The organism is Isoptericola sp. NPDC058082 (assembly GCF_042885055.1).
Lineage (GTDB): Bacteria > Actinomycetota > Actinomycetes > Actinomycetales > Cellulomonadaceae > Isoptericola.
In genome coordinates this window covers 345,067-363,920 of sequence record NZ_JBHVSQ010000003.1, presented here as the reverse complement: position 1 = coordinate 363,920, position 18,854 = coordinate 345,067, and the positions used below count along the sequence as shown (strand labels likewise).

20 protein-coding genes are annotated in these 18,854 nt (G+C 74.0%); 6 read left to right on the top strand and 14 right to left on the bottom strand.

Annotated features, from left to right (window positions below; all coding sequences use genetic code 11):
- Window positions 1-78: 78 nt before the first annotated feature.
- Window positions 79-651 carry an NUDIX hydrolase family protein gene (locus ACFVS0_RS06715; RefSeq protein WP_430549761.1) on the top strand — a complete coding sequence of 191 codons (573 nt, stop codon included), beginning with the start codon at window positions 79-81 and terminating at the stop codon, window positions 649-651.
- Window positions 648-1,289, top strand: a complete 642-nt coding sequence (locus ACFVS0_RS06710; RefSeq protein WP_430587513.1) for a Pr6Pr family membrane protein — start codon at window positions 648-650, stop codon at window positions 1,287-1,289. Before ACFVS0_RS06715 ends, ACFVS0_RS06710 begins: the two co-directional genes overlap by 4 nt.
- A gap of 37 nt (window positions 1,290-1,326) precedes the next feature.
- Here the strand turns inward: ACFVS0_RS06710 and ACFVS0_RS06705 are convergent, their stop codons facing one another.
- Window positions 1,327-2,997 carry an ATP-binding cassette domain-containing protein gene (locus tag ACFVS0_RS06705; RefSeq protein ID WP_430587512.1) on the bottom strand — a complete coding sequence of 557 codons (1,671 nt, stop codon included), beginning with the start codon at window positions 2,995-2,997 and terminating at the stop codon, window positions 1,327-1,329.
- A 37-nt stretch (window positions 2,998-3,034) separates the two neighbouring features.
- On the opposite strand from ACFVS0_RS06705, the gene rph reads away from it, so the two are divergent.
- Together rph and rdgB are read left to right on the top strand one after the other, a co-directional pair.
- Window positions 3,035-3,790: a ribonuclease PH gene (rph, locus tag ACFVS0_RS06700; RefSeq protein ID WP_430549758.1), complete on the top strand. Its 756-nt coding sequence runs from the start codon at window positions 3,035-3,037 to the stop codon at window positions 3,788-3,790.
- 2 nt (window positions 3,791-3,792) lie between these two features.
- The gene (rdgB, locus tag ACFVS0_RS06695) at window positions 3,793-4,482 is read left to right on the top strand and encodes an RdgB/HAM1 family non-canonical purine NTP pyrophosphatase (RefSeq protein ID WP_430562656.1); all 690 of its coding nucleotides are present in this window, start codon (window positions 3,793-3,795) and stop codon (window positions 4,480-4,482) included.
- A gap of 17 nt (window positions 4,483-4,499) precedes the next feature.
- Here the strand turns inward: rdgB and ACFVS0_RS06690 are convergent, their stop codons facing one another.
- From ACFVS0_RS06690 to clpS, 5 genes are all read right to left on the bottom strand, one after another.
- Window positions 4,500-4,907, bottom strand: a complete 408-nt coding sequence (locus ACFVS0_RS06690) for a DUF3054 domain-containing protein (protein ID WP_430562657.1) — start codon at window positions 4,905-4,907, stop codon at window positions 4,500-4,502.
- Window positions 4,908-4,924: 17 nt separating this feature from the next.
- A complete protein-coding gene (locus tag ACFVS0_RS06685) occupies window positions 4,925-5,731 on the bottom strand; it encodes an MBL fold metallo-hydrolase (protein ID WP_430587511.1) in 807 nt (268 codons plus the stop codon).
- Window positions 5,728-6,531, bottom strand: coding sequence for a glutamate racemase (murI, locus tag ACFVS0_RS06680; RefSeq protein ID WP_430562659.1), 804 nt, complete (start codon window positions 6,529-6,531; stop codon window positions 5,728-5,730). The genes ACFVS0_RS06685 and murI overlap by 4 nt, the downstream gene beginning before the upstream one ends.
- 135 nt (window positions 6,532-6,666) lie before the next feature.
- A complete protein-coding gene (locus tag ACFVS0_RS06675; RefSeq protein WP_430587510.1) occupies window positions 6,667-7,368 on the bottom strand; it encodes a DUF2017 family protein in 702 nt (233 codons plus the stop codon).
- Window positions 7,365-7,706 (bottom strand): ATP-dependent Clp protease adapter ClpS, encoded by a 342-nt coding sequence (gene clpS, locus ACFVS0_RS06670; protein ID WP_430562716.1) that lies wholly within the window; start codon window positions 7,704-7,706, stop codon window positions 7,365-7,367. Before clpS ends, ACFVS0_RS06675 begins: the two co-directional genes overlap by 4 nt.
- Window positions 7,707-7,855: 149 nt before the next feature.
- On the opposite strand from clpS, the gene ACFVS0_RS06665 reads away from it, so the two are divergent.
- On the top strand, window positions 7,856-9,304 hold the full coding sequence (locus ACFVS0_RS06665) for a nicotinate phosphoribosyltransferase (RefSeq protein WP_430587509.1): 1,449 nt from the start codon (window positions 7,856-7,858) through the stop codon (window positions 9,302-9,304).
- 8 nt (window positions 9,305-9,312) lie between these two features.
- Window positions 9,313-9,984, top strand: coding sequence for an alpha/beta fold hydrolase (locus ACFVS0_RS06660; protein ID WP_430587508.1), 672 nt, complete (start codon window positions 9,313-9,315; stop codon window positions 9,982-9,984).
- Between the two features lie 23 nt (window positions 9,985-10,007).
- Here ACFVS0_RS06660 and ACFVS0_RS06655 read toward each other — a convergent pair whose 3' ends face one another.
- The 8 genes from ACFVS0_RS06655 to ACFVS0_RS06620 all read right to left on the bottom strand — a co-directional run bounded on the left by ACFVS0_RS06655 (window position 10,008) and on the right by ACFVS0_RS06620 (window position 18,838).
- Window positions 10,008-11,789 (bottom strand): DEAD/DEAH box helicase, encoded by a 1,782-nt coding sequence (locus ACFVS0_RS06655; RefSeq protein ID WP_430587530.1) that lies wholly within the window; start codon window positions 11,787-11,789, stop codon window positions 10,008-10,010.
- Between the two features lie 89 nt (window positions 11,790-11,878).
- On the bottom strand, window positions 11,879-12,196 hold the full coding sequence (locus ACFVS0_RS06650; protein WP_380244530.1) for a DUF3039 domain-containing protein: 318 nt from the start codon (window positions 12,194-12,196) through the stop codon (window positions 11,879-11,881).
- A 74-nt stretch (window positions 12,197-12,270) separates the two neighbouring features.
- On the bottom strand, window positions 12,271-13,053 hold the full coding sequence (gene nagB, locus ACFVS0_RS06645; protein WP_430552556.1) for a glucosamine-6-phosphate deaminase: 783 nt from the start codon (window positions 13,051-13,053) through the stop codon (window positions 12,271-12,273).
- A 114-nt stretch (window positions 13,054-13,167) separates the two neighbouring features.
- Window positions 13,168-14,499: an extracellular solute-binding protein gene (locus tag ACFVS0_RS06640; protein ID WP_430587507.1), complete on the bottom strand. Its 1,332-nt coding sequence runs from the start codon at window positions 14,497-14,499 to the stop codon at window positions 13,168-13,170.
- On the bottom strand, window positions 14,496-15,512 hold the full coding sequence (locus tag ACFVS0_RS06635) for an ROK family protein (protein WP_430549747.1): 1,017 nt from the start codon (window positions 15,510-15,512) through the stop codon (window positions 14,496-14,498). The genes ACFVS0_RS06640 and ACFVS0_RS06635 overlap by 4 nt, the downstream gene beginning before the upstream one ends.
- Window position 15,513: 1 nt before the next feature.
- A complete protein-coding gene (locus ACFVS0_RS06630) occupies window positions 15,514-16,455 on the bottom strand; it encodes a carbohydrate ABC transporter permease (RefSeq protein ID WP_430549746.1) in 942 nt (313 codons plus the stop codon).
- Window positions 16,452-17,381 (bottom strand): carbohydrate ABC transporter permease, encoded by a 930-nt coding sequence (locus tag ACFVS0_RS06625; protein ID WP_430546895.1) that lies wholly within the window; start codon window positions 17,379-17,381, stop codon window positions 16,452-16,454. Before ACFVS0_RS06625 ends, ACFVS0_RS06630 begins: the two co-directional genes overlap by 4 nt.
- 107 nt (window positions 17,382-17,488) lie before the next feature.
- Entirely contained in the window at window positions 17,489-18,838 is a 1,350-nt protein-coding gene (locus ACFVS0_RS06620; protein WP_430585084.1) for an extracellular solute-binding protein, read from the bottom strand.
- Window positions 18,839-18,854: the final 16 nt, after the last annotated feature.

Genomic DNA, 18,854 nt, shown 5'->3' with positions numbered 1-18,854 from the left:
GCATCGGCGCCGCCCCGAGTATTCCCGTCGCGGCCTGCCCGCGCGCTGGCGCGCCGTCCGGGCTGGTAGAAACGACGTGTGACGGACACGGCCGAGTTTCCCCCCGACGACGAGTTCTACCGCGACGAGCCGCAGCCCGCGGGCTGGCTCAGCCCGGAGGACCTCGCCGCCGTGCGGGCGCAGCTCCCGCTCGTCTACGTCGACGCCGTGCCCGTGCGCGTGGACGACTCCGGCGACGTGGTCGCCGTCGGGCTGCTGCTGCGCGTCACCCCGCTCGGCACGATGACGCGGGCCCTCGTCTCCGGTCGCGTGCTCTACCACGAGCGGGTGCGCGACGCGCTGCTGCGACACATCGAGAAGGACCTCGGCCCGGTCGCGCTGCCGCAGGTCCCGCCGTCGCCCCAGCCGTTCACGGTCGCGGAGTACTTCCCCACCCCCGGCATCACGCCGTACCACGACCCCCGCCAGCACGCCGTGTCCCTGGCCTACGTCGTCCCGGTGACAGGCGACTGCCGCCCGCAGCAGGACGCGCTGGACCTCGCGTGGCTCACCCCCGAGGAGGCGTGCAGCGACACCGTGCAGGCGGAGATGATCCACGGCCAGGGCACGATCGTGAAGCAGGCGATGGCCTGGGTGGGACGACTGTCGTGAACCGGCGGGCGGCGTCGGTCGGTCACCTGCTCGTCGCCGTCCCCGCTCTCGGCGGTGTCCTCATGGAGCTCGTCATCGCCGTGGTCGACGGGCCGGGCGCCGCGGGCACCACGGCCGAGCGGCTCGTGCGGCTGTTCTCCTACTTCACGATCCTGTCGAACGTCGGCATCGGCGTCGTGTCCGTGCTCCTCGCGCTCGACCCGGCCCGCGACGGCCGCCTGCTGCGCGTCGCCCGTCTCGACGCCCTGCTGTGCATCGTCGTCACCGGCATCGTCTACAACACCGTCCTGGCAGGCACGGTGCCGGGGCTCACACAAGCGGGCCAGCTGTCCAACGTGCTGCTGCACCTGGCGTCCCCCGTGCTCGCGGTGGTCGTCTGGTTGCTCGCCGGCCCCCGGCCGCGGGTCGACGCCCGGACCGTCGCCTGGTCCGTCGTCGGGCCGCTCGCGTGGATCGCCTACACGTTCGTGCGGGGCGCCGTCGTCGGCTGGTACCCGTACCCGTTCCTCGACGTCGGCGAGCTGGGCCTGGCCCGCGCCCTGGTCAACGCCGGGCTCGTCGCCGCGATGTTCCTCCTGCTCGCGCTCGCCGCGCTCTGGGCGGACCGGCGACTGCCCGCCGCACCGGTCACGCGATGAGTTCCCGGCCCCGCGTCGGCGAGGCGCCAACCGGGCGTCAGGAGCCGAGGTCGAGCACCGGCCAGTCCGCGAGGTCGGCACGCATGCGCCGGTCGTGGGTGGCGACGACGACGGCGGCGGGGGTGGCGACCAGGGCCCGGGTCAGCTCGTCCACGAGGTCCACGGACAGGTGGTTGGTCGGCTCGTCGAGCAGGAGCAGGTGCGGCGCGTGCAGCAGCGCTCGCGCGACCTCGAACCGGCGCCGCTGCCCGGCCGACAGCTCCGCGAGCGGCCGCTCGAGGTCCTCCTCGCTCAGCAGCCCGAGCGCCGCCACGGGCACGACGTGCTCCGGGTCCAGCTCGCCGCGCTCCAGCAGGCCCAGCGCCTCGGCCGCGTACGCGTCGAAGCCCGTCGGCGCCGCGCCCTCGCCCGTCGTCGTCCCGGCGAGGCCCTCCGGGGCCGTCGCCTCCTGGACGACGACGCCCAGCCTCGCGCCCGGCGTGACCGACCGGGTGCCGCGGGCCAGCGGTACCCGGCCCGCGAGCGCCGCGAGCAGCGTCGACTTGCCCGACCCGTTGGGGCCGACGACCAGCAGGCGACCCGACGGCGGCACCGCGACGCGCGTGCCTGGCAGGTCGACGCGGACGGTGCCCGCCCGGTCGCCGTCCTCCGCCACGACCCGCGGGGACCGGAGCTCGACGAGCGGGTCGCCCGGGTCCCAGCCGGGCGACATCGACGGAAGGTCCGGGAACGCGAGGCGCGCAGGCGGCACGGGGACCTCGACGGCCTCGGCCTCGAGCTTCTCGATCAGCCGGTCGGCGGCCTTGACGTGGATGCGGGCCCGCGTGGCGCGGCGGTGCTTCTGCGACCCCTTGGGCGGCCGCCACTCGTCCGACAGCCCCTCGTACGACGCGTCCAGCCGCTCGGCGAGCACCCGGGCGCGCTCCTGCTCCGCGCGGTAGCGCTGCCGCCACCGGTGCAGCGCCTGGTTCTTCGCGAACCGGTACGCGAGGTAGCCCGGCTGCCCGTACAGCACCGGCTTGCCGTCCATCGACGGGTCGAGGTCGAGGATGGCGGTGGCCACGTCGTCGAGCAGCTCACGGTCGTGCGTCACGACCACCACGCCGCCGTGCCAGGCGACCAGCTCACCGGTGAGGAACTCGATCGCGGAGTCGTCGAGGTGGTTGGTGGGCTCGTCCAGGAGCAGCAGGTCGGCCCGCTCCGCGAGCCGGCACGCGAGGCGCACCCGGTACCGCTGACCCACGGACAGGGTGTCGAGGCGCCGGTCGGGGTCGCGCACCGCGCCGAGGCGGGTGAGCGCGACGTCGACGCGTCGGTCCGCGTCCCACGCGGCCAGGTGCTCGGCGCGCGCCAGGAGCCCGGACAGCCGCCGCAGGTCGCCCGTCTCGTGGTCGAAGCCCGCGGCCTCCTTCTCGATCTCGGCGGCGAGCGCGCGCAGGTCGGCGAGCGTGCGCCGCACGAGGTCGCCCACGGTCTCCCCCGCCGAGGTCGCGAGCTCCTGCTCCACCAGCGCGACGCTCCCCTTGCGCCGGAGCTCACCGCGCGCGGGCTTGAGCCCGCCGGCCAGGAGGTGCAGCAGCGTCGACTTGCCGGACCCGTTCTCCCCCACCACGCCGAGACGGGTGCCGTCGGAGACGCGCAGGCTCACGCCGTCGAGCACCGGGCGGCCGGGATAGGCGAACGCGAGGTCCGTGGCGGTGAGCTGCACCGGACAACCCTACGTGCGGCTCGCATAGGGTGGCCGCATGACTTCCCCCGCTTCCGAGGCCGTGCTGCGCGCCGACGGCCGCACGCCCGACCAGCTCCGCCCCGTGACCATCACGCGTGGTTGGACCGAGAACGCCGAGGGCTCCGTGCTGGTGGAGTTCGGCAAGACCCGCGTGCTGTGCACGGCGTCGTTCACCGAGGGCGTGCCGCGCTGGAAGAAGGGCTCCGGCGAGGGCTGGGTGACCGCCGAGTACGCGATGCTCCCCCGCGCCACCAACGACCGCAGCCAGCGCGAGTCCGTCAAGGGCAAGATCGGCGGCCGCACGCACGAGATCTCCCGGCTCATCGGCCGCGCGCTGCGCGCCGTCGTCGACGTGACCGCGCTCGGCGAGAACACGATCGTCCTCGACTGCGACGTGCTGCAGGCCGACGGCGGCACCCGCACCGCGGCCATCACGGGCGCGTACGTCGCGCTCGCCGACGCCGTCGCGTGGGGCACCCGCCACGGCCACGTCACCGGCGGCAAGAAGGTCCTCACGGACTCCGTCGCGGCCGTGAGCGTCGGCATCATCGACGGCACCCCGATGCTCGACCTGCCCTACGTCGAGGACGTGCGGGCCGAGACGGACATGAACGTCGTGACGACGGGCTCGGGCACGTTCGTCGAGGTGCAGGGCACCGCGGAGCACGCGCCGTTCGACCGCGCCGAGCTCGACGCCCTCCTCGACCTCGCCGTCGCGGGCACGGCCGACCTCACCGAGATCCAGCGCGCCGCGCTGGCGCAGGAGCTGTGACGATGGCCGACGCGACCCCGGACGCGACCACCGGCGTGACGGTCCCCGCCGGCGCCCGCCTCGTGCTGGCCACGCACAACCGCGGCAAGCTCGTGGAGCTGCGCGCCATCCTGCGCGACCAGCCGGGCCTGGACGCCCTGCCCGACGACGCCGTGGTGACGGCGGGCGAGCTCGGCGCCCCGGAGCCCGTCGAGGACGGCGTGTCGTTCGTCGAGAACGCGCTCATCAAGGCGCGCGCGCTGGCCCGCGCGACCGGGCTGCCCGCCGTCGCGGACGACTCCGGCCTGAGCGTGGACGTCATGGGCGGCGCGCCCGGGATCTTCTCGGCCCGCTGGTCGGGCCGGCACGGCGACGACGAGGCGAACCTCCGCCTCCTCCTCGACCAGCTCGCCGACGTCCACGACGAGCACCGTGCGGCGGCGTTCGTCTGCGCGGCCGCGCTCGTGACCCCGGACGGCCGCGAGGAGGTGTGCCTCGGCGAGATGCCCGGCACCCTGGTGCGCGCCCCGCGCGGGAGCCACGGCTTCGGCTACGACCCGATCCACGTGCCCGTCGAGCAGACCCCGGCCGCCGACGGCACGCCCGGCACGCGCACGTCGTCCGAGCTCACCCCGGCGGAGAAGAACGCCATCAGCCACCGCGGCAAGGCGTTCCGCGCCCTCGCCCCGGCGGTCGCCGAAGCCCTCGGCTGACGAGATCGCCGACTAGATCAACGAGTGGTGCGACGGCGGGCGGCGAGGGACGCGAGGGCGCGCCAGCCCAGCATGGTCACGCCCAGGAAGACGGCGGTGACGATCGCGAACGCCGTCTCGACGCCGCCGATGCCGAGCACGGGCCGCAGCACCAGGCCCAGCACGACGGTGGCGAACCACACGGCCACGCCGGTGGGCCACACCTGCGCGGGGGCGCGCCAGGCGCGCGTCGCGAGCCAGCCGACGGCGAGCCCCACGACGAACGGCAGCCCGACGAGCGCGACGTGCCCGACGCCCGCGGTGTCGTGGCTGAGCGTGCCCACCACGGTGAACACGAGCACGCACACGAGGTCGCAGACGGCGGCGGGCCAGGCGGGCCGGGTCGCCGGCGACGTCGGGGAGGCGGGGGCGGAGGCGTCGTTCACGGCCCCGAGATTACCGCTCACAGCTCGTGCACCCCGCCGGCCGTCGCCACCGCGACGGGACCGTCGTACGCCGACCGGGCCTCGGCCACGGCGACGTCCGGCGCGTTCCACACCGGCAGGTGCGTGAGCAGCAGGCTCCGCACCCCGGCGGCCGCGGCGGCCTCGCCCGCCCGCCGGCCGGTGAGGTGGATGCCGCGCTCGACGCCGTCGTCGCGCCCCTCCTGGAACGCCGCCTCGCACAGGAAGAGATCCGCCCCGCGGGCGCCGGCGACCAGGCCGTCGCACGCGTCCGTGTCGCCGGAGTAGACGAGCGTGACCCGCTCCCCCGGGCGCACCGACGACGGCCCCGTCACGCGGATGCCGTACGCCTCGACCGGGTGGTACACCGCGAAGGGCTCCAGCTCGAACGGCCCGACGTGCACTGCGACGCCGGGCCGCCAGGCGCGCACGTCGTACTCGCCGTCCATCGACTCGCCGGGCGCGAGGCCGTACATCGCCGCGGCCCGGTCCGCCGTCGTGCTCGGCCCGAGCACGGGCAGCCGCCGCCCGACGCCGGTGCGGGTGCCGCCCCGCTCCGGGTGGTAGCGCAGGTACACGTACAGCCCGGACAGGTCCGCGCAGTGGTCGGGGTGCAGGTGGGACAACGCGACGGCGTCCAGGTCGAGCGGGTCGACGTGGCGCTGCAGGGCGCCGAGCGCCCCGTTGCCGAGGTCGAGCAGCACGTTCCAGTCCCGCTCGCCGTCGTGCGCCTGCAGGAGATAGGCGGACGCGGGCGACGCCGGGCCCGGGAACGACCCCGAGACCCCCACGGTGACGAGCCTCATGCGGCCTCCACCAGGGTCACCTCCGGCCCCAGGAACCGGCGCGCGAGCCGCTCGAACGGCTCGGGCTCCCCGGTGGCGAGGAACCGGTGCACCGGAGCGGGCGCGCCGGGCGAGCGTTCGAGGCCGTGCTGCACGAGGTTGCGGTACACGTCCTTGGCCGTCTCCTCGGCGCTGGAGACCAGCGTGACGTCCTCGCCCATCACGTAGGAGACGGCGCCTGCCAGCAGCGGGTAGTGCGTGCAGCCGAGGACGAGCGTGTCGACGCCCGCGGCCTTCACCGGGTCGAGGTAGCGGTGGGCCACCTCCAGCACCTCCGGGCCCGAGGTCAGCCCGCGCTCCACGAGCGGCACGAAGTCCGGGCACGCCTGCGTGGTGATCTCCAGCCCCGGCGTCACGTGGAACGCGTCGTCGTACGCCCGCGAGTCGATGGTGGTCTTGGTGCCGATGACGCCGATGCGCCCCGTCCTCGACGTGAGCACCGCGCGCCGGGCGGCGGGCCGGATCACCTCGACGACGGGGATGCCGCGCCGCACGGTGTACCGCTCGCGGGCGTCGGGCAGTGCCACCGCGGTGGCGGAGTTGCAGGCGATGACCAGCATCTTCACGCCCTCGTCGACGAGCCGGTCCATCACCGCGAGCGCCATCGCGCGCACGGCGGCGAGCGGCTTCGGCCCGTACGGGCTGTTCGCCGTGTCCCCCAGGTAGAGCACCTGCTCGTGGGGAAGCTGGTCGAGGATGGAGCGCGCGACGGTCAGCCCGCCGACGCCGCTGTCGAAGATCCCGATGGGGGCGTCGTTCACGCGAGGAAGCCTAGTCGCGACGGACCGTCACGACCCCGGGGAGTGAGCGGCGACACGGCGTGGCGCCCGCCACAGCGACGCCCCGGCCTGCGGTGACGCGCCGGCCGTCACGCCGGCGCGGCCGGCGTCGCGCGGTCAGTCCCGCGCGCGCCCGGCCCTCAGGTCCGCGAGCATCTCGTCGACCAGCGACTCCTGCGCGAACCCCGCGGCCACGAACACCCCACCCCAGTACCGCCGCTCCCGGCCGGACAGCCCGACCCGCTCCCAGCCGGCGTACTCGTCCGGGGCGTCGTCGGCGTCGTCCGGGTCGTCGTCGGTCTCGTCGTCCTCGGTGTCGTCGTCGATGCCGGCCAGGACGTCGTCGTGCAGGGACTCGACGTCCGCGTCGTCGACCAGCCCCAGCCGCTCGGCGAGGACGAGCCGCACGTCGGTCAGCGCGCCCGCGAAGTCCTGCGCCGACTCGCGCGGTACGACGAGCTCCGCCCCGTCCCGCGGGTCGTCCGGGAGCACGTCCGGGGAGTCGATCGCGTCGGCGAACGCGACGAGGCGGGCCACCTTCCCGGCCGCCAGGTCCGTCTGCGTCAGGTGCCGGAACTCGGCGGCGACGTCGGCGTCCTCCTGGTGCGCGTCGGGCAGCAGGCGCTGCACCGCCGGGTCCTGCGGCACCCGTGCGACGCCGGTGAACGCGACGCCGTCGCCGACCTCGATGCCCGGCTCCAGCCCCGACTCCGCGCGCACCAGCTCGGCGACGTCCCGCGCGACCCGCCCGAGCACCTCGCGCTCGACGTCGTCCCACCGGGCGACGTAGCCCGCCGGCGCGGACCGGAACGGCGTCATGCCGCGCCTCCGTCGGTCGTACCGCCGTCGGACGAGCCCGACTGCCGCAGCGTGGCCCACAGCCCGAACCCGTGCATCGCCTGCACGTCCACCTCCATCCGCTCGCGCGGGCCCGACGACACGACGGCGCGCCCGTCGTGGTGCACCTGCAGCATCAGCTTCTGCGCCTTCGCCGGCGGGTAGCCGAAGTAGCTCTCGAAGACGTAGCTCACGTACGACATGAGGTTCACCGGGTCGTTCCACACGATCGTCACCCACGGGTCCGCGACGGCCGTCGCCGCGTCGGACCGCGTCTCGCGCTCCACCTCGGTCGCCGCGGCTGCCGTCGTCACGGCAATCCTCGCGGCCGTCGTCGCGGAGATCGCCGCGCGCGTCGTCGTCTGCCCGTTCACCCGCCCACCCTAGGCACAGCCGACCGGCGGTCGTCGACCGTCCGACTGGCGGGCCTCGCCCTGCCGGACCAGCGCAGGAGCCCTACCGTGTCCCCATGACCGACGAGCCCCGGGGCGGCGCCGCCCCGTCGCTGCAGGCCGTGCCGGCCGCCCCGCTCCCGTCCGTCCGCCCCTCGGTCGCCCTCCTCACCGACCGGTACGAGCTGACGATGCTGCAGGCGGCCCTCGCGGACGGCACCGCGCACCGGCACTGCGTCTTCGAGGTGTTCACGCGGAGGCTGCCCGCCGGCCGGCGGTACGGCGTGCTCGCGGGCACGGGACGCATCCTCGAGGCGCTCGCCCACTTCCGATTCGGCGACGCCGAGCTCGCGTACCTCGAACGCGCCGGCGTCGTCGACGACCGGACCCTCGACTTCCTGCGCGGCTACCGCTTCACGGGGTCGATCCAGGGCTACGCGGAGGGCGAGATCTTCTTCCCGGGCTCGCCGGTGCTGCAGGTCGAGGGCACGTTCGCCGAGGCGGTGCTGCTCGAGACGCTGATCCTGTCGATCCTCAACTACGACTCGGCCATCGCGTCCGCCGCGTCGCGGATGACCAGCGCCGCCGTGGACCGCCCGGTGCTCGAGATGGGCTCCCGGCGCGCCCACGAGCAGGCCGCCGTCGCAGCCGCGCGCGCCGCCGTCGTCGGCGGCTTCACGGGCACGTCGAACCTCGAGGCGGGAATGCGGTACGGGCTCGACACCATCGGCACCGCGGCGCACGCGTTCACGCTCCTGCACGACGACGAGCGCTCGGCCTTCGACTCGCAGATCGCGTCGCTCGGGTCGGGCACCACCCTGCTGGTCGACACCTACGACGTGCGGCGCGGCGTCGAGAACGCGATCGCCGCGGGCGGCACGTCGCTCGGCGCGGTCCGCCTCGACTCGGGCGACCTCGGCGTCCTCGCCGTCGAGGTGCGACGTCAGCTCGACGACCTGGGGGCCACCGGCACGAAGATCGTCGTGACGTCCGACCTCGACGAGCACGCGATCGCCGGGCTCGCGGCGATGCCCGTGGACGTCTACGGCGTCGGGACGTCGCTCGTGACCGGCTCCGGCGCACCCACCTGCGGCATGGTCTACAAGCTCGTCGCCCGCGCCGACCCCTCCGGCGTGCTGCAGCCCGTGGCGAAGGCGTCCGCGCACAAGACGAGCCAGGGCGGCCGCAAGGGGGCGGCGCGCCGCTACGGGCCCGACGGGCGCGCCGTCGAAGAAGTCCTCGTCACGGGTCCGGACGACCTGGTCGTGGCCTGGTCCCCCGAGGACGGCGGCTCCCTGCACGGGGAGCAGACCGACGAGCCCGCCGACGGCGAGCGCCCCGACCTGCGCAGCCTCCTCGTGCCGCTCGTCGTGGACGGCGCCGTCGACTCGCGCTGGGTGGGCGCCTACGGCGTGCAGAACGCGGCCCGCCACCACCTCCAGGCCCGCGCGGAGCTGCCGCGCGGCGGCCGCCGGCTCTCGGCCGGCGACCCCGCGATCCCCACCGTGGACCTCGTGCTGCGCTGAGCGCCGCGATGCGCGTCGTCTTCGTCCACGGCGCGGGCTCGGCCGGCGCCGACGCCTGGCCCGAGCAGGCGGCGGTCGCCGAGCCGGGGTGGTCGTTCCTGCCGCGCGAGGGCGTCGCGGACGACGCCGCGCTCGACGCGCGCCGGGTCCTCGACCTGCTCCGCGGCGCGGGCGGCGGACACGTGGTGGCGCACTCGTACGGGGCGAACGCGGCGCTCCTCGCCGCGCAGCGGGAGCCTGGGTTGGTGACCTCGCTCGCGCTCCTCGAGCCCGCATGCTTCGACCTGGCGCGCGGGACGCCCGCCGTCGAGGAGCACATCGCGGCGATGGCACCGGTCTTCGCCGCCGCGGGCGACCCGTCGGTTTCGACGCGCGAGTTCTCACGTCGGTTCGCCGCCGCGACCGGGACGGCGCCGCCGGTGCTGCCCGACGACGTGCTCGAGCAGCGCGTCGCCCGGTTGCGGGCCCTGCGACCCCCTTGGGGCCTCGGCCTCGAGCCGACGAGGCCGCTCCCTGCGAGGACCCTGGTCGTCACCGGTCGCTGGAACCCGCTGTACGAGGAGACCGCCGAGGCGCTGGCCGACGCCGGCGCCCGTCACGTCGCGGTCGCCGGTGCCGGCCACCGCGTCCAGGACGCCGCTCCGGCGACCGGGATCCTACGGGAGCACTGGCAGGGATGACGCGGCCGGCGCCGGCGTCGTGCCTACTTCTTCCCGACGAACCAGCCGCGCACCATCTCGACGCGTGCGGTGAGCTGGTCGGCGGTGGCCAGCGGCACCTCGGGCCCGCCGCACCGGCGACGCAGCTCGTTGTGCACGGAGCCGTGCGGCGTGCTGCTCTTGCGCGCCCAGGCGGACACCAGCTTGGACAGCTCCTTGCGCAGGTCGGCGGCGCGGCGGTGCTCGGCCTCCGACTGCTCGAGCGCCGCCTCCGACGCCGTGGCGCCGCCCCGCCCGCGCACCTGCTGCGCCTGCCGCTGCCGCAGCAGGGTGGTGACCTGGTCCGCCTCGAGGAGGCCCGGTAGGCCGAGGAAGTCCAGCTCCTCGGCGGAACCGACGTCCGCCCCCGTGCCGAACTCGCCGCCGTCGAACAGCACCCGGTCGAACGAGGCCTGCGCCTCGAGCGCCTCGAAGGAGCCGAGGAGCTCCCCCGACGCCTTCTCCTCCTTGTTCGCCGCCGCGAGCAGCGCGGCCTCGGGGTCGTACTCGGTCCCCTGCTCCTCGGCCGTCTTCGGGCGGTCGAGCGCGTGGTCGCGCTCGAGCTCCATGCCGTTGGCCAGCTCGAGCAGCAGCGGCACGCTCGGCAGGAAGACCGACGCCGTCTCGCCGCGCTTGCGGGCGCGCACGAACCGGCCCACGGCCTGCGCGAAGAACAGGGGCGTCGAGGTGCTCGTGGCGTAGACGCCGACGGCGAGCCGCGGCACGTCCACACCCTCGGACACCATCCGCACGGCGACCATCCAGCGCGAGTCGCCCTGCGCGAACTCGTCGATGCGGGCGCTCGCGCCGTCGTCGTCCGACAGGACGACGGTCGGGCTCTGGCCGGTGAGCCGGGCCAGGTGGCCGGCGTACGCGCGGGCGTCCGTCTGGTCCGTCGCGATGACCAGGCCGCCGGCGTCGGGGACGGCACGACGCATCTCGGTGAGCCGCTTGTCCGCGCCCGCGAGGACGGACGGGATCCACTCGCCGTTCGGGTCCAGCGCGGTGCGCCAGGCCTGGGCGTGCATGTCCTTCGTCATCGCCTCGCCGAGGCGTGCGCTGACCTCGTCGCCCGCCTTCGTGCGCCAGCGCATGTTGCCCGAGTACGTCATGAACAGCACCGGCCGCACGACGTGGTCGCGCAGCGCGTCGCCGTAGCCGTACGTGTAGTCCGCCTTGGAGCGGCGGATGCCCTCGCGGTCCTTCTCGTACGTGACGAACGGAATCGGCGCCGTGTCCGACCGGAAGGGCGTGCCCGTCAGGGCGAGGCGCTTGGTCGCGTCCTCGAACGCCTCCCGGACGGCCTCGCCCCAGCTCAGCGCGTCTCCGCCGTGGTGCACCTCGTCGAGGATGACGAGGGTGCGCGCCGCATCGGTGCGCGCGCGGTGCAGAGCCGGCTTGGCGGCGACCTGGGCGTACGTGAGGGCGACGCCGTCGTAGTGCGAGCCGTGCCGACCCTGGCTGTTCTTGAAGGAGGGGTCGATGCGGATGCCGACGCGCGCGGCGGCGTCCGCCCACTGGTGCTTGAGGTGCTCGGTGGGCGCGACGACGGTCACGCGGCGCACGACCCCCGCCTCGAGCAGCTCGGTGGCGACGCGCAGCGCGAACGTCGTCTTGCCTGCGCCGGGGGTCGCGACGGCGAGGAAGTCGCGCGGGTCACGCCTGCGGTACAGCTCGAGCGCCTCGGCCTGCCAGGCACGCAGGTTGGACGCGGTGCCCCACGGCGCGCGGCGCGGGAACGCCGGGCTGAGGTGGGACGCCGCCGACGACGACGGCGACTGCGGCAGCGGCTTGGCCGCCGGTTCCGCAGCCGCGGCGAAGAGGTCGAAACCGTCGTGATCGGGGGTGGACTCGGGCTCGTTCAGCGGCTGCGCGCTCACTTGCCGGAGTCGCCCTCGCCGCCCTCGCCGTCCTGCGGGTCGCGGAGGCCGTCGTAGATCTCCTTGCAGACCGGGCACACCGGGAACTTCGACGGGTCACGACCCGGCACCCACACCTTGCCGCAGAGCGCGATCACGGGCTTGCCCGACAGGGCCGACTCCATGATCTTCTCCTTGCGCACGTAGTGCGCGAAGCGCTCGTGGTCGCCCGGCTCCGCAGCCTGCTCGCGGGTGTCGGGGCGCTCCAGCACGCTGGTGCCGGCCCCGGTGTCCTGCGAGGGGTCGGCGGGCGGGGTGGAGAGGGGATCGCTCATGCCGGGCAGTCTACGACCCACCCCCCGACGCTCCCCCGCCTCGCCGGCCCTCGCGCCGCGGATCCGGGCACGGATCACAGGCCCTGCCAGTCCGGCTTGGACGCGAACGTCTGGCGGTAGTAGTCCCCGAGCTGCAGCCGGGAGGCCGCCGCGTCGTCGACCAGCACCGTCGCGTGCGGGTGCAGCTGCATCACCGTGCCCGGCCACATCGCGGAGATCGGACCCTCCACGAGCTGGTGCACCGCCTCCGCCTTCTGCCGGCCCGTGGCCAGCAGCACCAGGTGCCGCGCCGCCATGATCGTGCCCAGCCCCTGCGTCAGGCAGTGGGTGGGCACCTGCTCCACGTCGTCGCCGAAGAACCGCGCGTTGTCCACCCGCGTCTGCGCCGTCAACGTCTTGATCCGCGTGCGCGACGCGAGCGACGAGCCCGGCTCGTTGAACGCGATGTGCCCGTCCGTGCCGATCCCCAGGAGCTGCAGGTCCACCCCGCCCGCGTCGGTGATCGCCGCCTCATAGGCCGCGCACGCCGCCGGGATGTCGTCGGCCAGCCCGTCGGGCCCGGACACCTGGTCCGCCGGCCACTCGACCCGCGAGGCGATCTCCGTCTCGATCACGTTGCGGTACCGCTGCGGGTGCGCCGCGTCCAGGCCCACGTACTCGTCCAGCATGAAGCCCCGGGCGTCGGCGAACGACAGCCCGTCCTCGCGGTGGCGACGCGCGAGCTCGTCGTACACCTTCAGCGGGCTCGACCCCGTCGCCAGCCCCAGCACGGTGGCCGGGTCGCGCCGCAACAACGCCTCGATCGCGTCGGCCGCCAGCACGGCCAGCTCCTCGGCGGGGGCGATCACGACTTCCATGGGGGCTCCAGTCTCTCGGGTACGGGATCGGGTCCATCATCCCGTCGTCGTGCCGTCATCGTGCCGGCATCGTGCCGGCATCGTGCGTGGTCCGCGCCGCTCCACGCGGACGGGTCAGTCCTCGGCCGCCGCGGGCGCGTTGAGCATCGGCGTGAGGCGGGCGTCGAACTCCTGCGCGAGGGTCGCGACGTCACCGCCGTCGGCGATGCGGCCGAACAGGTCCTCGTACACCCCGGCGTCCTCGATCGAGGCCCACCCGGGCGCAGGCGGGGTGAGCTTCGACGCGGCGGCCGTGCGGACCATGAGGCGGCCGTACCTGTCGCCCTTCATGAGCTCCTGGGCGTCCTCGTTCGCGGGCCCGAGCCCGGCCGCGGCGAGCTTCTCCTGGTACTCGTCGGAGAAGACGACGCGCAACACGTCCTCGGCCAGCTCGGGGCTCGGCGACGTGGCCGAGACCGCGATGTTCGAGCCGCCCGCGAAGACGGGGGCCAGGCCGCCGTCCAGACCGGGCAGGGCGAAGATGCCGAACGTGTCGGTGTCCTTCATCCCGTCGCGCACCAGCTCGCCCTCGTCGTTGCGCACGAGGTGGCCGATCGACCACCGCGCCCACGCGGGAGCCATGATCGTGGCGGCGGCGGGCGGCGCCTCCTCGACGCCGTCGTTGAGGAAGTCCCAGTACTCGACGTCCTTCTCCGTGGACGGCAGGTACGACGCGTTCTCGTACACGTCCTGCCACATCTCGAGGCCCTCGACGGTCTTCGGGTCGGACAGGGTCGAGACCCAGCCGTCGCCCTCCTTCACCGCGAGGTCCCCGCCGGCGGCGAACACCCAGGAGATGCCGTTGCGCCAGTCCTGGCCGCCCATCGCGAACCCGGCGTGGTCGTCGTCCGTGAGCGCCTTGACGGACTCGCCGAACTCGGCCAACGTCGACGGCTTCTCGAGCCCCGCCGCGCCCCACACGTCCTTGCGGTAGAAGACGTACCGCGAGCCGAAGTAGTACGGCAGCGCGTAGTGGCGGCCGTCCACCGACCCCGCGTCGACGAACGACTGCAGCAGCTTGTCGCCGCCCAGCTCGTCGTACAGCTCCGGCGAGATCTCGCGGAACGCACCCGTGGTGGTGAACGTCGGCGACTGCGTGTTGCCGATCTCGACGACGTCCGGCGTGGTCGCCGGGTCCTCCAGCGCCTCCGTGAGGTTGGCGACGAGGTCGCCCCACTCCTGCTGCTCGATCGTGAGGGTCGCGCCCGGGTGCTCGTCCTCGAACTTCTGCACGAGGTACTCGCGGAGCTCGGGCGTGGTGTCCTCGCCGACCAGCCACATCGTGAGGTCCGTGTCCGGCGCCGCGGGCTCCGCCCCCGTGCCGAGCGCGGAGCACCCGGTCAGCGCGACCGTGAGCAGGCCCGCGGTCACGGCACCGGTCAGGGACCCGGCCCGGCGCGCGGTCACGACGCCACCCCGTTCAGCGGGGCACGGCCGGCGACCGTCCGTCCCACGACGGCGGCGCCGACGGCGCCCACGGGCACGCGGCCCGGGGCGAGCCGGACGCGGTCCGCGAGGCGCAGCGAGCTGAGGAACCCGGAGTCCCGCGACTCGCGGACCAGCGCGGCGCGCACCGCGTCGAGGAGCGGCTCCCCGAGCTGCGCGACGCCGCCGCCGAGCACCACGTGCCGCACGTCGACCGTGAGGACCAGCATGCGTACGGCCGCCGCCACGGCGGAGGCGTAGACGTCGCGCGCCTCGACCGCCCCGGGGACGCCGCGCTCGGCCGCCTCGAACAGCTCCACCGGCGCGGGGCGGCCGGTCCGGGCCGGCCACAGCCGGGCGACGGCCGTCCCGGACGCGTACAGCTCGAGGCAGCCCCGCTGCCCGCACGGGCACACCGGGCCGGCCGGGTCGACCGGCACGTGACCGATCTCCCCGGCCGCGCCGCCGAAGCCGCGCCGCAGCTCGCCGTCGAGCACCAGGCCCGCGGCCAGGCCGGTGCCGAGCGCGAGGAACGCGAGGTCGACGCCCGCGCGGGGCGTGCCCGCCGCGGCCGCCTCCAGGTGCGCGGCACCGAGCGCCGCCACGTTGAGGTCGTTCTCCAGCCCGACGGGGATGCCGCCGAGCTCGTCGCCCAGCAGCCGGGCGAGCGCCAGCGGCGAGGCGTCCACGCCCACGTTCACCGCGTGCCGCACGGTCCCGGCGGCCGGGTCGACGAGGCCGGGCATGCCCACGCCCACGCCGACGACGTCCGCGACGTCGACGCCGGCCTGCCGCGCGACGCCGCGCACGGCGCGGGCCGCGCCCGCGACGACCCCTGCCGGGCCGCGCTCGGTGGCCAGCCGGGCCTGCGCCACGGTGGCGCCGGCCGCGTCCAGCAGGACGGCGAGGGTCTTGGTGCCGCCGATGTCGAGCCCGACCGTGGGGCCTGTGCGGCCCGGCGGGTTCAGGGGGTTCAGGGGTGTGGCGTCGTCCACGTCAGCCCTTCACCGCCCCGGAGACCAGCCCGGACGTCATCCGGCCCTGCACGAAGAGGAAGAAGACGATCACCGGCACAGCGATGAGGGTCGAGGCCGCCATGACCTCGCCCCAGTCGATGCCGCGGTTCGCCGACGCCGACAGGAAGCTGCGCAGCCAGATCGGCAGTGTCTGCCGGTCCTCGGCGGGCAGGATCACGAGCGCCGTCGTGAACTCGTTCCACGCCTGCAGGAACGCATACACGCCCGAGGCGACGAGGCCCGGCGCGAGCAGCGGGAACGTGATCCGCAGGAACGCCTTGGTCCGCGAGAGGCCGTCGACCATGGCCGCCTCCTCGAGCTCGGCCGGGATGCCGGCGACGAAGCCCCGCAGCATCCAGATCGTGAACGGCACCAGCATCGCCGTGTACAGGATCGAGATGCCGAGCACCGAGTTGAGGCCGAGCACAGGCGTGCTCGCCCCCACCGTCGAGAGCATCTTGTACTGCGCGATGAACAGGCCCTCGGCGGGCAGCATCTGGATGAACAGCACGGCCAGGACGAAGCTCGTGCGGCCGCGGAAGCGCCAGCGGCTGATGGCCAGCGCGGCGAGGAACGCGAACGCGAGGACGAGCACGATCGTCACACCCGTGATCATCAGGCTCATGCGCAGGGCACCGCCGAAGCCGGAGCCCGTCAGGACGCTGGTGAAGTTCGCGAGCGTGAAGTGGGTGGGCAGGAAGCTCGGCGTGCTCGCCTTGAGGCGCGCGGCCGGGGTGACGGCCGACAGCAGCATCCAGTAGACGGGGAACGCCCACACGAGGGACAGGACGATGCCCAGGACGCCCAGCAGAATCTTGCCGACCCGCGGTCGGGGGCGGCGCACCGCCTGGCCGGCGTCGCGCACGACGGGCGTGGCGGCGGGCCGCGCAGTCTCGGTCCCGGTCTCGGTCGCGGCGCTCACGCGGCGTCCTCCTTCATGAGGCTGCGCACGTACGGCGCGGCGAGCAGCACCGTGAGCAGCAGGACGAAGATCGAGACGGCGGCGGCGCCGGAGAAGTCCTGGCTGCCGATGCCGAGCTCGTAGATGAAGTTGCCCAGCAGGTTCGTCTCGGAGATCGGGGCGCCGGCGTCCTGCAGCAGGCGGATCTGCGCGAACACCCGCAGGTCCCAGATGATCTGCAGCAGCAGCACGATGGCGAGCACCGGGCGCACCAGCGGCAGCAGGATGTGGCGCAGGATCTGCGCGGGCCGCGCGCCGTCGAGCCGCGCGGCCTCGAGGACCTCCTCGGAGACCTGCGTGAGGCCGGCGTACAGCGACATCGCCACGAACGGCACCGACATCCACACGATGACCAGGGTCGCGACGACGAAGAACGTCAGCGGCTGCGCGAGCCAGGCGTAACCCTGGTACTGGTCGAGGCCGATCTGCACGAGCAGCCAGTTGACGACGCCGGAGCGGTAGTCGAAGAGCCACCGGAAGACGGTCACCGCGGCCACGAGCGGGGTCGCCCAGGCCAGCAGGAGCACGATCTGCAGCGTGATGCGCACGGCGGCGTGCACGGCCTTCATCAGCAGCGCCAGCCCGAGGCCGATCGCCACCGTGAGGAACGCGTTCACGAGGCAGAAGAGGATCGAACGTCCCACGACGGTCCAGAGCCGGTCGTCGGAGAAGATCCGCGCGTAGTTGTCCAGCCCGGCGAAGGTGGGGGGCGCGCCGAACTGCTGCATCATCCCGTATTCCTGCAGCGAGGTCACGACCTGCCAGTACACGGGGTACCCGAGACCGACGAGGAGGATCAGCACCGCGGGGAGCAGCAGGAGGTAGGGGGTGGCCGGCTGGCGCCGACGGCGGATCGCGATGGTGGACGCGGGTGTCGCGGTGGTCATGCGGTCCTCCTTCCCGGTGGTCGTGGATGACGGGCGGAGCGGTGGAGCTGGTGGGGGACCAGCGACGTGGCACCGCTCCGCCCGTCAGGGGTGGGGGCTGAAGGGGGTCAGCCCGCCTGGCCGTTGAGCATCGGCGTGAGCTTCTCGTCGTACTGCTTGGCGAGTGCCGTCACGTCACCGCCCTCGGCGATCTTCTGGAAGAGCTCCTCGTAGACCGAGGCGCCCTCCACGGCGGCCCAGCCGGGTGCGGCGGGGGTGAGCTTCGACGCCTCGGCGGTCTCCACGGTGACCTCGCCGAACTTGTCCGGGTTGCCGTCGGCGTCCACGGTCATGAGCTTGTTGAAGTCCGTGTTGGCCGGGCCGAGGCCCGCCTTGGCGAGCATCGTCTGGTACTCGTCCGAGTAGATGATCCGCAGCAGGTTCTCCGAGAGCTCGGGGTGCTGCGACTTCGCGGACACCGCGACGTTCGAGCCGCCGGCGAACACGGGGGCCACGCCGCCGTCGACGCCCGGCAGCGCGAAGATGTCGAACTTCTTGTCGTCCGCCATGCCGTCGCGCACCTCCTTGCCGTCGTCACCCTTCGTCAGGTCGCCGATGGACCAGCGGGCCCAGCCCGGCGCCATGATGGTCGCGCCCTCGGGCGCCTCGCCGTCGGTGCCGTCGTTGATGAAGTCCCAGTACGCCTCGTCCTTGGCCGTCGCCGGCAGGTTCGACGCGTTCTCGAAGACGTCCTGCCACTGCTCGAGGCCCTTGACCGTGTTCGGGTCGGACAGCGTGGAGGTCCACTGGTCGCCGTCCTTGACGGCGAGCTCGCCGTCGTTCGCGAAGACCCAGGAGATGCCGTTGCGCCAGTCCTGCCCGCCCATCGCGAACCCGGACTGCTTCTTGGAGGTGAGCTCCTTGACGGAGTCGCCGAACTCCTCCAGCGTCTTGGGCACCTCGAGGCCGGCCTTCTGCCAGATGTCCTTGCGGTAGAACATGTAGCGCGAGCCGTAGTAGTAGGGCAGCGCGTACTTGGCCTCGTCGATCGAGCCCGCGTCGACGAACGACTGCAGCAGCTTGTCGCCGCCCAGCTCGTCGTACAGCTCCGGCGAGATCTCGCGGAACGCGCCCGCGTAGGTGAACGTCGGCGCCTGCGTGTTGCCGATCTCCACGACGTCCGGGGTGTTCGCGGCGTCGGGCAGCGCGGTCGTGAGCTTGGTGACCAGGTCGGTCCAGTCCTGCTCCTCGATCGTCAGCGTCGAGCCGGGGTTCTCCTCGGCGAACGTGTCGACCAGGTACTTGCGCAGGTCGTCGTTGGTGTCGGCACCGGCGAGCCACAGGGTGATGTCGCCGGCCTCGGGGGTGCCGCCGGTCTCGCCGGTCCCCTCGTCGTCGGCGGGCGCGCACGCGGCGAGCGCGAGCGCCAGGGTCAGGCTCGTCGCCACGCCGGTGGCGACCACACGGGTCCTCTTCACTGGGGATTCCTCTCGA

Coding starts and splice junctions, on each gene's coding strand:
- rph (WP_430549758.1), top strand. CDS start 3,035: ATGACTTCCCCCGCTTCCGAGGCCGTGCTGCGCGCCGACGGCCGCACG.
- rdgB (WP_430562656.1), top strand. CDS start 3,793: ATGGCCGACGCGACCCCGGACGCGACCACCGGCGTGACGGTCCCCGCC.
- ACFVS0_RS06685 (WP_430587511.1), bottom strand. CDS start 5,731: ATGAGGCTCGTCACCGTGGGGGTCTCGGGGTCGTTCCCGGGCCCGGCG.
- ACFVS0_RS06675 (WP_430587510.1), bottom strand. CDS start 7,368: ATGACGCCGTTCCGGTCCGCGCCGGCGGGCTACGTCGCCCGGTGGGAC.
- ACFVS0_RS06665 (WP_430587509.1), top strand. CDS start 7,856: ATGACCGACGAGCCCCGGGGCGGCGCCGCCCCGTCGCTGCAGGCCGTG.
- ACFVS0_RS06660 (WP_430587508.1), top strand. CDS start 9,313: ATGCGCGTCGTCTTCGTCCACGGCGCGGGCTCGGCCGGCGCCGACGCC.
- ACFVS0_RS06650 (WP_380244530.1), bottom strand. CDS start 12,196: ATGAGCGATCCCCTCTCCACCCCGCCCGCCGACCCCTCGCAGGACACC.
- nagB (WP_430552556.1), bottom strand. CDS start 13,053: ATGGAAGTCGTGATCGCCCCCGCCGAGGAGCTGGCCGTGCTGGCGGCC.
- ACFVS0_RS06625 (WP_430546895.1), bottom strand. CDS start 17,381: ATGACCACCGCGACACCCGCGTCCACCATCGCGATCCGCCGTCGGCGC.